This is a genomic window from Actinomadura logoneensis (genome assembly GCF_003428695.1).
In the GTDB taxonomy this organism is placed as follows: Bacteria; Actinomycetota; Actinomycetes; order Streptosporangiales; family Streptosporangiaceae; genus Spirillospora; species Spirillospora logoneensis.
On the sequence record NZ_QURH01000022.1, the window covers coordinates 1 to 13,211 of the forward strand.

Below are 13,211 nucleotides of genomic sequence, written 5' to 3' on the forward strand. Positions count from 1 at the left end.
GCGCGGGGTTCGCGGCGGGCGCGGGGTTCGCGGAGGGCGCGGGGTTCGCGGAGGGCGCGGGGTTCGCGGCGGGCGCGGGGTTCGCGGCGGGGTGGCGTAGTGCCTCGGCGACGGCCTCGCCGTAGCCGGTCGTCCGCGCGAGCCGCAGGACGGCGTCCGGTCCGACGACCTCGGCGGCCACGTCCGGACCGCGGTCGGTGCTGCCGGTGTCGGCGACGACCAGCCGCTGGACGGGCCGCGCCTGGGTGAGCAGTGCCTTCAGCGCCTCCGGCAGCCACCGCACCCCGTCGTGCGTGACGAGGACGGCGGTGACGACGTGCCGGTCGGGTGGGGAGGGCACCGGGTGATCGCTCCAAGGTCGGCGGCAGAGCCCCGCGCCGGCGCCCCCTGCCGACACGGCCGACCACTGTACGCGCGCCTGCCCGATTTCGCCCGAGATTCCGGGCAGGGGGTGGAGGGACGAAAAAGAGCGACGGCGCGGGAGACTCCCGCGCCGTCGCCGTTTCCGCCCTTCGGTTCCTTCCCGCACGCGCCCCGGGTCGGGTGCCCGCAACCGTGCCGCGAAGGCACAGGGAAGCGGTGCGCGGACACGCGAACCCGTGGGGCGCGTCCCGGCCGCCGGCCGAGACCGCCGGAGACGGAGTCCGGCGGTCAGGGCGGCGTCAGACGGCCTGACGCTTCAGCTTGCGGCGCTCACGCTCCGACAGCCCGCCCCAGATTCCGAAACGCTCGTCGTGCTCTAGCGCGTACTCCAGGCACTCGGCCCGGACCTCGCATGCGCGGCACACCTTCTTGGCTTCGCGAGTGGAGCCGCCCTTCTCCGGAAAAAACGCCTCCGGGTCCGTCTGCGCGCACAGGGCGCGCTCCTGCCAGCCCATCTCTTCGCCGTCTGTGCCGTGCGCCAGCGGGATCACTACCTCGCTCACAGCGCACCTCCTAGCCCGTGGAGCCCCCCTGGTCGATGCCTTCTCCCAGGCTCCATCCCCCGAGAAGGCATTGAACTACACCGACGAAATTACACGCGTGTAGTACCCGCTCCGTCAAGCCGAACGAGTTTCCAAGTGGGCATAGGGGGTTTTTTGGGGAGATGCCGCACGCCGGTTCAACGTGGTTTTGCTCCCACGTGGACGTGCGACCACGCCGCACGGACCCGGCGAATGAAAGATCGGAAAATCTCATCCCGGCACAGGCGGAGGAACGCGCACTCCGGAGGGCACGTCCCCGCGACGGATCACATCACCGCGAAGGCGATCACATCACCGCGAAGACGTGCATCCCGGAGGATCACGTCGGTACGGAGAACGCGTCCGCGCGAGGATTCGTCCCCACACAAGATCACGTCACACGCCGGGACGGACTTCCCGCTCAGGATCGCATCAAACACCGGAACGCGTCCCGGTTCTGGATCACACCATGACGCAAGATTCGCCGTGGGCGGTGACACGTCCTCACGCCCGGCTCCGCGTCACCGCCCAACCTGCCCCCACCTGCGCGTCACCACCGCGCAGTCGCACGTCACCACCGCATGGTTCGCGCATCAACGCCGAGCAGTTGCACGTCGACGCGCGGGTCCACGGGCGCTCGGCGCGCGCCGTCACTGGGGCGGACGGTTGTCCCGGTACCAGTCGCCGCCCTCTTCGGCGCCGCCCTGCTGCTGCCCCGGCTGGGCGGCCGATCCGGGCTGGCCCTGTCCGGGCTGGGGGTGCTCCCCGCTGCTCCGGCCGCCGCCGTAGGCGCGGGTCCACTCGCCCATCTCCTCCTCGTCCGGAGCCTCCTGCGTCTCGCCGCTCTGCGGCTGCTCCGTCCCGGCGTGGCCGGACTGCGCACCCGACTGCCCACCGGGCTGGGCCGCCTGCGCGCCCGGCTGCTGGCCGTAGTACGCCTGGTAGCCCTGCTGCTGGCCGTACTGCTGCGGCGCGTCCTGGCCGGGCTGGCCGGGCTGCGCGGGCTGGCCGGGCTGGCCGGCTCCGGCCGCCTGCTGCCCGTAACCGGCCTGGCCGTACTGCTGCCCCGGCTGCGCCTGCTCGCCGTACTGCTGCCCCGGCTGCTGGCCGTAGGCGCCCTGCTGACCGTACTGCTGCTGCCCGTAGGCGCCCGCCTGCTGCCCGTACGCGCCCTGCTGGCCGGGCTGCTGCCCGAACTGCTGCTGACCGTACTGCTGCTGCTCGCCGACCTGCGGACCACCGGGCTGGTAGCCGAAGCCCGGGTACTGGCCCGGCGCGGGCGGCGCGGCCGGACGGCCCGGCTGCATGCCCTGCAGGACGGTGAGGACGTACCAGGCGCCGAGGCCGATCACCGCGAGCTTGGCGGCGCCGTACAGGAACGCCGACAGCTTGCCGACCGCCGTGGCGTAGTCGGACCCGGCGAACATGCTGGCCAGCCAGCAGATCACCCCGATCAGCGCCATTCCGCCGAGCACGCCGAGCGCGCCGACCACGATGGAGCGCGCCTGCGGCGTCGGCCCCTCCGGACGCGAGGTCGCCAGCCAGACGGCGAACGCCAGCATGGCGGTCACCGCGACGTTGGTGAAGGTTCCGCCGACGGTCTCGTTGAGGGCGTGGAAGGTGAACGGACCGCGCCCGAAGAGCGCGACGATGCCCGCGAACAACTGGACCCCCGCCGAGGCGAGCAGGATCCAGGCGGCCGGTTCGCGCAGGCGCTGGACGGCTTCCTTGTTCACGGTGACATCTCCCGGTGGTGACGGTTGCGTTTTCCGTTTTCGAGAAAAAGCTTCGCACATCTCGCCACGCCATGCCCGCAGCGCCCCACGGCCGGACCGTGCCTTCCACGCGCCCCGTCCGCCTCTTCCCGGGACGCGCCGCGGACGCGTCCGACCTGGGCCGACCCCGGGCGCACGAGCGGTGTCCCCGCCGCCTCTAGGCTGGGGACATGAGGATCGTGGCGCTGGCGGGCGGCATCGGTGGGGCCCGCTTCCTGCGCGGACTGCGGGCGGCCGCCCCCGAGGCCGACATCACCGTGATCGGCAACACCGGAGACGACATCTCGCTGTTCGGACTGCGGGTCTGCCCGGACCTGGACACCGTGATGTACACCCTCGGCGGGGGCATCAACGAGGAGCAGGGCTGGGGACGGCAGGACGAAAGTTTCACCGTCAAACAAGAACTTCTTGAATACGGCGTCGGGCCGTCCTGGTTCGGGCTGGGCGACCGCGACTTCGCGACGCACATCGTCCGGACGCAGATGCTCGCGGCGGGGTACCGCCTGTCCGCGGTGACCGAGGCGCTGTGCGACCGCTGGCAGCCGGGCGTGCGGCTCATCCCGATGACCGACGACCAGGTGGAGACGCACGTCGTCGTGGACGACCCGGAGCACGGCCGGCGCGCGATCCACTTCCAGGAGTGGTGGGTGCGGCTGCGCGCGGCGCTGCCCGCCGTGTCGATCGCGCCGGTCGGCGCGGACGAGGCGAAGCCGGCGCCGGGCGTGCTGAAGGCCGTCGAGGCCGCCGACGTGGTGCTGTTCCCGCCGTCCAACCCGGTGGTGAGCATCGGGACGATCCTGGCGGTCCCCGGCATCCGGGACGCGGTGGCGAAGAAGACCGTCGTCGGGGTGTCGCCGATCATCGGCGGCGCGCCGGTGCGCGGCATGGCGGACGCGTGCCTGGCCGCGATCGGCGTCGAGACGTCCGCGCGGGCCGTGGCCGAGCACTACGGCCCGGACCTGATCGACGGCTGGCTGGTGGACGAGGCCGACGGCGACGTGGCGGTGGAGGGCGTCGAGGTCCGGTCCCGGCCGCTGCTGATGAGCGACCCCGAGGCGACCGCGGCGATCGCGCGCGCGGCGCTGGACCTGGCCGAGGAGCTGGCGGGAGGGACGGGCCGGTGAACCTCCAGGTGTTCGGCGTCCCCGGGATGCCGGAGGTGGAGGACGGCGCCGACATCGCGGCGCTGATCCCCGCGGATCTGGTCCGGGACGGCGACGTCCTCGTCGTCACGTCCAAGATCGTGAGCAAGGCGGAGGGCCGGACGCTCGTCGCCGACGACCGGGAGAAGGCGATCGACTCGGAGACCGTCCGGGTCGTCGCCCGCCGCGTCCACGAGCGCGGTGAGACGCGCATCGTCGAGACGCGGCAGGGCCTGGTGCTGGCCGCGGCGGGGGTGGACGCCTCCAACACCGCGCCCGGGACCGTCCTGCTGCTGCCCGTGGACCCGGACGCGTCCGCCCGCCGCATCCGCGCGCGGCTGCGCGAACTGACGGGCGCGAACGTGGCGGTCATCCTGTCCGACACCATGGGCCGCCCGTGGCGCGAGGGATTGGTCGACAACGCGATCGGCGTCGCCGGGCTCGCCCCGCTGGACGACTTCCGCGGTCGTACCGACGGCTTCGGCAACCCCCTGCAGGCCACCGTCACGGCCGTCGCCGACGAGCTGGCGTCGGCGGCGGAGCTGGTCAAGGGCAAGCTCTCGGGCGTCCCGGTCGCGGTCGTGCGCGGCCTGGACGGCCTGGTCACCGAGGACGACGGGCCCGGCGCGCGCGCCCTGCTCCGCTCCCCCGACGAGGACATGTTCCGGTACGGCTCGGCGGAGGTGCTGTACGCGCGCCGCACGATCCGCGAGTTCACGGACGAGCCGGTCGATCCGGCGGCGGTCCGGCGCGCGGTGGCCGCCGCCGTCACCGCGCCCGCCCCGCACCACACCACGCCGTGGCGGTTCGTCCTGCTGGAGTCGGCCGAGTCGCGGCTGCGCCTGCTGGACGCGATGCGCGACGCGTGGGAGGCCGACCTGCGCCGCGACGGCAAGTCCGAGGAGTCCATCGCCAAGCGGCTCCGGCGCGGCGACGTGCTGCGGCGCGCGCCGTACCTGGTCGTCCCGTGCCTGGTGATGGACGGTTCGCACGACTACCCCGACGAGCGCCGGTCGGCGGCCGAGCGGGAGATGTTCGTGGTCGCGACGGGCGCGGGCGTGCAGAACCTGCTCGTCCAGCTGGCCGTGGAGGGCCTCGGCTCATGCTGGGTGTCGTCCACGATGTTCTGCCGGGACGTCGTGCGCGACGCCCTCGACCTCCCGGACGACTGGGACCCGATGGGCTGCGTGGGCGTCGGGCACGCCGCCGCGCCGCCCCGGCAGCGCCCGCCGCGCTCGCCGGACGCGTTCATCGAGGTGCGCTGAACTCTCTCGGCGAGGCGCGGCGAGCGCTCCGGTAGGGCGCGTCCCGCCGTGCCGCGGTGAGCGCTTCGGTGAGGCGCGGCGGGCTCCTCGCGCCGCCGCTTCAGCGACAGGCCCCGACGCCTCTCCGGCGTCGGGGCCTTCGCACTGCCGATCTCCGGTCTTCTGATGCCGAAGACGCCCCGGAGTCGTTCCGAGGATTGAACAGCCGGAGATTCTCCGGATTTCGGCGCGGATGAAATTTGCCGTTTACGGAACAGCCATCGCCGTGTCTCCGACTTCGGGCACAGGTATCGCGAGCCGCGGAATTCCCCGTCCCCATCCGTCGCTTCCGCCCCGAGGCGAAATACGCAGCACTTCCCTCGTTAGACCGGTCTAAACAAGCGGGCGGGAAAAAACCTCACGGAGAGATGAGCGGAAGCGCCCGCCGCCGATCACCCGCCTCCGCGCCTCCGCCTGCGGACTGGTCCCGCCCGAAGTGGCCGATGCCGTCCGTCCGGCGCGCCGCCTCGATCCGCTCGGCGGTCGGGACGCCGTACAGCGTCGTGCGCTGCTTCGCCGGACGGCCCGCGCGGGCCGCGATGCCCTCCAGCTCGCTGATCGCCTTGAAGGACCCGTTCTCCGAACCCGCCATGCGGCTGATCGTCTCCTCCATGAGCGTGCCGCCCAGGTCGTTGACCCCGCCCCGCAGGACGCGCGCGCACAGCTCGTCCCCGAGCTTGACCCACGACGTCTGGATGTTGGGGATCGAGCCGTGCAGCAGGACGCGCGCGAGCGCGTGCACCGCGACGTTCTCCCGGACGGTCGGCCCCGGACGCGCGAGTCCGGCCAGGTAGATCGGCGAGTTGTGGTGGACGAACGGCAGCAGCACGAACTCGCTGAACCCGCCCGTCCGGTCCTGGATCGAGCGCAGCAGCCGGATGTGCGCGACCCAGTGCGCGGGCGTGTCCACGTGGCCGTACATCATCGTGGACGTCGTCCGGATGCCCAGCTCGTGCGCGGTGGTGACGACCTCGACCCACTGGTCCGCGGGCAGCTTGCCCTTGGTCAGCACCCAGCGCACGTCGTCGTCGAGGATCTCCGCGGCCGTGCCGGGCAGCGAGTCCACGCCCGCCTCGCGTGCCGCGATCAGCCACTCCCGGACGGACAGGTCGGTGCGCGCGACGCCGTTGACGACCTCCATCGGGCTGTAGGAGTGCAGGTGGATGTCCGGCGCGCGCCGCTTCACCTCGCGCGCGAGGTCGAAGTAGGCGGTGCCGGGCAGGTCGGGGTGGATGCCGCCCTGCATGCAGACCTCGGTCGCGCCCGCCGCCCACGCCTCGTCCACGCGGTCGCCGACCTGCTCCAGGGACAGCGTGTACGCGTCGGCGTCCGTGCGGCGCTGCGCGAACGCGCAGAACCGGCAGCCGGTGTAGCAGACGTTGGTGAAGTTGATGTTGCGGGTGACGACGTAGGTGACGTCGTCGCCGACCGCGTCGCGGCGCAGGTCGTCGGCGAGCCGGGTGAGCGCGTCGAGTTCGGGGCCGTCGGCGTGCAGGAGCGCGACGGCCTCGTCGTCGGAGATCCCCGCCGGGTCGCGCTCCGCGTGGGCGAGCGCCGCACGGACGTCGGCGTCGAAGCGCTCGGGGGCCGACGCGCCGCGTCCACCCGCCGGGGTCGCCCCGCCGCGCCCGTCCTCCAGGGCCGGTGCGATGCGTTCGCGGGCCGCGTCCCAGTCGCCGTAGACCGAGTCGAAGTCGTCGCGGCGGTCCGCCGTGCGGCCCTCGGTGTCGATGGAGACGTGCAGGTCGGTACGGCCGGACGAGGTGAAGCCGCCGTCCGGCTCCTGCCACGGACGTCCCTCCGGCACGGCGTCCTCGCGGGCCAGGCCCGTCTCCGGGTCGGCGAGCGCGGCGACGTGCGCGGCCAGGCGCGGGTCGAGCCACGGCTCGCCGCGCCGGACGTACTCGGGGTAGATCGTCAGGCGCTCGCGCAGCGTGAAGCCCGCCTCGGCGGTGCGCGCGGCGAGCTCGTCGACCTGCGGCCAGGGCCGCTCCGGGTTCACGTGGTCCGGGGTGAGCGGGGAGACACCGCCCCAGTCGTCGATCCCGGCGCGCAGCAGCAGGCGGTACTGGTCGTCCACGAGGTTCGGCGGGGCCTGGACGCGCGCCTTCGGACCGAGGACGAGCCGCGCGACCGCGACCGTCGCGGCGAGCTCCTCGAGCTCGGCGTCGGGAGTGTCGCGCATCCTGGTGTCCGGCTTGGCGCGGAAGTTCTGGACGATGACCTCCTGCACCGCGCCGTACTCGCGCATCGTCCGGCGGATCGCGAACAGCGCGTCCGCCCGCTCCTCGACCGTCTCTCCGATGCCGATGAGGATGCCCGTGGTGAACGGGACGTTGCTGCGCCCGGCGTCCTCCAGCACCCGCAGCCGGACGGCCGGGTCCTTGTCGGGCGAGCCGAAGTGCGGGCCGCCGCGCTCGCTGAACAGGCGCGTCGCGGTCGTCTCCAGCATCATCCCCATGGACGGCGCGACCGGCTTGAGCCGCTGGAAGTCGCGCCACGTCAGCACGCCGGGGTTGAGGTGCGGCAGGAGACCGGTCTCCTCCAGCACCCGGACGGCCATCGCGCGCACGTAGGAGAGCGTGTCGTCGTAACCGTGGGCGTCCAGCCACTCGCGGGCGGGCCGCCAGCGGTCCTCGGGACGGTCGCCGAGGGTGAACAGCGCCTCCTTGCAGCCCATCGCCGCGCCGCGCCGGGCGATCTCCAGCACCTCGTCCGGGCCGAGGTAGGGCGCGTCGAGGCGGTGCGGGACGGTCGCGAACGTGCAGTAGCCGCAGCGGTCGCGGCACAACCGGGTGAGCGGGAGGAAGACCTTGCGGCTGTAGGTGATCACGCCGGGACGGCCCGCGGCGGCGAGCCCGGCGTCGCGGACCCGGCCGGCGTGCGCCAGCAGGTCGTCCAGCCGCTCGCCCCGGGCGTGCAGCAGGACGGCGGCCTCGTCCCGGTCGAGCGTCTTGCCGTCGCGCGCCCGGGCGAGCGCCCGGCGGAGGGCGGTGTCGGAGGGAGCGGATGGGCGGGTGCTCTCAGCGTCCATGCGCCGCACTCTATGCCAAGCGTCATATTCGCGTCGCGGCCGGGGGCAGGGCGGCGGTCACGCGGGGCAGGGAGAAGGCTGAGGAGGAGGTTGAACCGGTCAGGGAGCCGACGGCTCAGGGAGCTGGTGGGTCAGCGATCTCGTTCCCCGTTCCCGCACACCGGAACCGTCCGCGCGCACCAGAACCGTCCGCGCGCACCAGAACCGTCCGCGCGCACCAGAACCGTCTTCCGCGCACCAGAACCGTCCCCGCGCACCCAGCGAGAACCGCGGCGTTCAGGGACGGGCGGGGACGCGCGGCCCGCGGAGCAGGGTCGGACGGCGCTCGGACAGGTCGGCCGCCGAGGAGCGCAGCACGGGGCGGGGACGCGCGGCCCGCGGAGCAGGGTCGGACGGCGCTCGGACAGGTCGGCCGCCGAGGAGCGCAGCACGTCCAGCAGGGCCGCGACCGACGGCCGCACGTCCGCGCCCGCGCGCGTCCACAGCACCATGCTGCGGCGCAGCGGCTCCCCGGCGAGCGGCCGGGTGACGATGCCGGGCTGCTGGTCGGCGAACGCGAGGTCGGGCATGATGCTCACCGCGCCGGCGTGCGCGACCATCGCGAACATGACCATGATGTCGTTGGTGCGGTAGCGGACGTCGGGGTGGAAGCCCGCCAGGTCCACGCAGGCGCGTTCGAGCAGGTCGGCGTGGTTGGTGCCGAGGTGCCCGGTGACCCAGCGCTCGGCCGCCAGCGCCTCCAGCCGGACCGGCGCGCCGGACGCGGCGAGCGGGTGCGCGGCGGGCATCGAGACCCACATCGACTCGCTCAGCAGCTCCTCGGCGACCAGCTCGGGACGGCGTGCCCGCGGCAGGCGCGGGTACTCGTCGCTGATCGCCACGTCGATCTCCTGCGACGCGACCGCCTGCAGCACCCGGACGAACTCCTCGTCCAGGACGTCCACGGTGAGGTCGGGGTACTCGGCGGCGAGCACCGGCAGGGCGGGCGCCAGCACGTGCAGCAGCGCGGTCTGGAACGCCACCACCCGGACCGTGCCCACGACCCGACCGGACGCGGCGAGCGCCGCCTCCTCGGCCCGGCGCGCCTCGTCCAGCAGGGTCTGCGCGCGGGTCGCGAGCACCTCGCCCGCCGGGGTCAGCCGCAGCCGCCGCCCGACCTTCTCCACCAACTGCACGCCGACCTCGCGCTGCAACTGCGCGAGCTGCTGCGACACCGCCGACGGGCTGTAGCCGAGCGCCTCGGCGACCGCGCCCGCGGTGCCGCGCCGCTGAAGCTCGCGGAGCATCCGCACCCTGCCAAGATCCAACATGGTGAAGGGATTCTTACACGAACGCTGAAGAAACTGTCGCTGGACCTGAACAATGCCCGGGGCCAGACTGGAGGAGCGGGCAGGGGGACGGCAAGGCGTCCCCCCGCCCGCGACCCCGCGCGGGAAGTCCGAGCCCAGGCCAGGGCTCATGTGCACGACGATGCGGAAGGACTTCTCAGATGTTCGTCATCCTCGCCATCATCGCCCTCGCCGTCCTCGGCCCGCTGTTCGGCCGCGACTCGCGGGACGGCCTCGACTGGGCCCGCGGCAACTTCTGGCTGCCGCGCCGCACCGCCCCGGACGCTCCCGAAACCCCGGTCAGAAGCTCCGGTAGTCACGGACCGCGAGCCTCGGGCCGCGCCTCGGCGGACGCGCGCCGCTCAGTTCCAGCAGGCGTGTGACCCGGTGCCGGTGCCCCCGGTACGGCTCCAGCAGTTCCAGCATCCCCGCGTCGTCGGTCGGGCTCCCGGTGAGCGCCCAGCCCACCAGGGCGGGCAGGTTGTAGTCGCCCACCGAGACCGCGTCCGGATCGCCGGCCGCCCGCTGCCGGGTCTCGGCCGCCGTCCACACCCCGACCCCGGGGAGTGAGCGCAGCCGGGACTCGGCCGGACCGTCCGCGGCGTCCCCGAGGCCGCGCTCCAACCGGGACGCGACCCGCGCCGCCCCGATGACCGTCCGCGCCCGGACGGCCTCGATCCCGGACCGGTGCCACTCCCACGACGGGATCATCGCCCACGTCTCCGGCGCCGGCGGGACCCGCAGGTCCAGCGCGCGCCCCCGGTCGGTCACCACGCCCCGCGGCACGGGCGCGGGCTCACCGAACCGGCGCAGCAGGTAGCGCCACGCGCGCCACGCCTCGTTGCTCAGCACCTTCTGCTCCAGGACGGCCGGGACGAGCGCCTCGAACACCCGGTTCGTCCGGCCGATGCGCAGGCCCGGACGGCGTCGCGCGACCTCGCGCAGGACGTCGTGGCGCGGCTCGAACCCGGACGGGTCGTCCGCCGCGCCCAGCATCTCCGGCACCGCGTCCAGCAGCCACGCCGCGCCCGGCCCCCACGCCGCCGCCTCGACCACGTCGGAGCAGGGCCGCAGCCGCAGCGCGCCCGGACCCTCCGGCGTGCGGACGGCACGCCAGTACCCGCCGCCCGTGTCGACGGCGAACGCCGGGTCGCCGGTGCCCCGCCGGTGCGGCCCGAGGACCAGGCCCACCTCCACGGCGAACGGCGGGCTCCACACGCGCTCCAGAATGCCGACCTCCCCCGTTCCGAGCACGTCCCAAACTACGCGACGGTCGCGGGCGAAACGGCCGTCCCGGGATCAGGACGGCCTTTCCACCAGGGGCTTTCGCGCGTCGGTCGCCGCTCGCCGGCCGTTGCTCGCCGGTCGCCGGTCTTCGGCCGTCGGCGGAGGATCAGTCGTCGGCGGAGAAGCGGACGGCCGTCGGCGGCAGCGAGATGCCCGGCCAGAGCCGCAGCCCGTCGCGCAGCTCGTTGCCCGGCCCCACGCTCGCGCCGTCACCGAGGATCACGCCGTCCAGCACCGCGCCCGGCCCGACCCGCGCGCCGCGGCCGAGCACCGAGTCGCGGACGGTCGCGCCCTCGGCGATGAACGCCCCGTCCTGCAGGACGCTGCCGAGCACGGTCGCGCCCGCCTCGATCTCGGCGCCGCGGCCGACCGTCGTGCCCTCCCGGACGACGGCCCCGTCGGACACCACCGCGCCCGGCAGGATCAGCCGGTCGCCCGGCTCGCCCGGCATCGCGGGCGAGGCGATCCGGCCGAGCACCAGGTCGCAGGAGCCGCGCACGAACGCCTCGGGGGTGCCGACGTCCAGCCAGTACGCGGACTCGACGTACCCCATCACGGTCGCGCCGGACGAGATCAGCGTCGGGAACGTCTCGCGCTCGACCGACACCACCTCGCCGAGCGGGATCGCGTCGATCTCCGAGCGGCGGAACACGTAGCAGCCCGCGTTGATCTGGTCGGTGACCGGCCGCGCCGCCTTCTCCATGAAGCCCGTGACCCGGCCGTCCGCGTCGGTCGGGACCACCCCGAACCGGGACGGGTCGTCCACGGTCGTCAGGTGCAGCGTCGCCGCCGCGTTCGACCGCTGGTGCAGCTCCACCTGCGCCGGGACGTCGTGGCCGGACAGGATGTCGCCGTTCAGGATCAGCACCGGGTCGTCCGGGCCGGAGGCCAGCGCGGTCGCCGCGTTGCGGATCGCGCCGCCCGTGCCGAGCGGCTCCCGCTCGCTGACGTACGCCAGGTCCACGCCCTGCGCGCGGTGCCCGAACGCCGCCTCGAACATCTCGGCCCGGTAGGAGGTGGCGAAGATGATCCGGGTGACGCCCGCCTCCCGCGCCCGCGCCAGCTGGTGGGCGAGGAACGCGACGCCCGCCGTCGGGAGCAGCGGCTTCGGCGTCGAGATCGTCAACGGGCGCAGCCGGGTTCCCTGTCCCCCGACCAGCAGGATCGCTTCCACTGGGCTCCTTCAGCGCTGTCCGAAACCAATCGTCCGGCGAGCCTAACGGGTTCCGGGACGACTCGTTCCGCGCCTCCTTCCGCGCCGCCGCGGGCCCGGCGTCCCCCTGATCAGGAAGGACGTCCGCCGTTGTCGGACGGGCCAGGTGGGTGGGACGGGGACAGGAGGGGTGGGACGGGATCAGGAGGGGTGGGACGCCGCGTAGCTCGCCACCGCGCGGGCGTAGGAGGCCAGGTGGGCGCGTGCCGAGTCCGCCCAGGTGAAGCGCCGGGCGCGCGCCGACGCGGCCTCGGCGAGCTCGCGGCGCCGCTCTGGCGCGTCCAGGAGCGCCGACAGCGCCCGGCCGATCGCGGGCGGGTCGGGCTCGGTGTAGGCGACCGCGTCGCCGCCGACCTCGGGCAGCGGGCCGCGCCGGGTGGTCAGGACCGTCCCGCCGCAGGCCATCGCCTCCAGGACGGGCAGACCGAAACCCTCGCCCCGGCTCGGCAGCGCCACCACCAGCGCCCCGCCCAGGAACCCCGGCAGCAGCGACCAGGGCAGGTACCCCGACCGGACCACCCGCAGGTGCGTGGGGACGACCGCGAGCGCCGCGTCCACCTCGTCGTCCCAGCCCCCGCCGCCCGCGAGGACCAGCGCGGGCGGGTCGGCGCGGCCGTCGCACGCGCGGACCCAGCCGCGGATCAGGTTCGGCACGTTCTTGCGCGGCTCCAGCGCGCCCAGGTACGCGACGTACGGACGGCCGTGCAGGCCGAGCCGGTCCGAGACCCGCCCGACCTCCTCGGCGGCCGGCGGCCGGAAGACCTCGTGGTCGACGCCGTGGTAGGCGACGTCGATGGCGCCGGGCTCGGCGTCCAGCAGCCGGACCAGGTCGTCGCGGACGGCCCGCGACGGGACGACCAGCCGGGTCGCGCGGCGCGCCGCCGTCCGGGTCGCCGACCGGATGTAGGACGCGCGGAGCGGGTCGTGCCGCTCGGGCTCGGCGAACAGCGTCACGTCGTGGATCGTCACGACCGTCGGCAGCCCCGCGTGCACCGGGATCGTGTAGCTCGGCAGGTGCAGCACGTCAGCACCGACCTCGGCGGCCAGGCGCGGAAGCCCGGTCTGCTCCCAGGCGAGGCGGGCCGCGCGGTACGCCAGCGCCGCCGGGCCGGTCACCACGCGCGCGCCCGGCGCGAGCGCCGCGTACCGCTCCCGCTCGACCCGCTGGCACGCGACCACCAGGT

The 13,211-nt window shown here is 74.2% G+C and carries 10 protein-coding genes; 2 read left to right on the plus strand and 8 right to left on the minus strand.

The genetic code is table 11. From position 1 onward, the window contains the following. The 3 genes from DZF91_RS01285 to DZF91_RS01295 all read right to left on the minus strand — a co-directional run. The coding region (locus DZF91_RS01285; RefSeq protein WP_117355686.1) for a glycosyltransferase family 2 protein at positions 1-340 on the minus strand (340 nt) is incomplete at its 3' end. 322 nt (positions 341-662) lie between these two features. Beyond that, entirely contained in the window at positions 663-878 is a 216-nt protein-coding gene (locus DZF91_RS01290) for a WhiB family transcriptional regulator (protein ID WP_199486330.1), read from the minus strand. Positions 879-1,594: 716 nt separating this feature from the next. Next, a complete protein-coding gene (locus DZF91_RS01295) occupies positions 1,595-2,680 on the minus strand; it encodes a hypothetical protein (RefSeq protein WP_117355688.1) in 1,086 nt (361 codons plus the stop codon). Positions 2,681-2,889: 209 nt separating this feature from the next. Between DZF91_RS01295 and cofD the strand changes: the two genes are divergently transcribed. Continuing rightward, positions 2,890-3,843 (plus strand): 2-phospho-L-lactate transferase, encoded by a 954-nt coding sequence (gene cofD / locus DZF91_RS01300; protein WP_117355689.1) that lies wholly within the window; start codon positions 2,890-2,892, stop codon positions 3,841-3,843. Continuing rightward, positions 3,840-5,126 carry a coenzyme F420-0:L-glutamate ligase gene (locus DZF91_RS01305; protein ID WP_117355690.1) on the plus strand — a complete coding sequence of 429 codons (1,287 nt, stop codon included), beginning with the start codon at positions 3,840-3,842 and terminating at the stop codon, positions 5,124-5,126. The genes cofD and DZF91_RS01305 overlap by 4 nt, the downstream gene beginning before the upstream one ends. Before the next feature lie 397 nt (positions 5,127-5,523). Here the strand turns inward: DZF91_RS01305 and DZF91_RS01310 are convergent, their stop codons facing one another. From DZF91_RS01310 to DZF91_RS01330, 5 genes are all read right to left on the minus strand, one after another. Continuing rightward, the gene (locus DZF91_RS01310) at positions 5,524-8,199 is read right to left on the minus strand and encodes a bifunctional FO biosynthesis protein CofGH (RefSeq protein WP_117355691.1); all 2,676 of its coding nucleotides are present in this window, start codon (positions 8,197-8,199) and stop codon (positions 5,524-5,526) included. A 131-nt stretch (positions 8,200-8,330) separates the two neighbouring features. After that, positions 8,331-9,509 carry a LysR family transcriptional regulator gene (locus DZF91_RS01315; protein WP_117355692.1) on the minus strand — a complete coding sequence of 393 codons (1,179 nt, stop codon included), beginning with the start codon at positions 9,507-9,509 and terminating at the stop codon, positions 8,331-8,333. Positions 9,510-9,827: 318 nt separating this feature from the next. Next, positions 9,828-10,781: a DNA-3-methyladenine glycosylase family protein gene (locus DZF91_RS01320; RefSeq protein ID WP_235833988.1), complete on the minus strand. Its 954-nt coding sequence runs from the start codon at positions 10,779-10,781 to the stop codon at positions 9,828-9,830. 139 nt (positions 10,782-10,920) lie between these two features. After that, positions 10,921-11,988 carry a mannose-1-phosphate guanylyltransferase gene (gene manB / locus DZF91_RS01325; RefSeq protein WP_117355693.1) on the minus strand — a complete coding sequence of 356 codons (1,068 nt, stop codon included), beginning with the start codon at positions 11,986-11,988 and terminating at the stop codon, positions 10,921-10,923. Positions 11,989-12,168: 180 nt separating this feature from the next. After that, a partial coding sequence (locus tag DZF91_RS01330) for a glycosyltransferase family 4 protein (protein WP_147340932.1) occupies positions 12,169-13,211 on the minus strand: 1,043 nt, incomplete at its 5' end.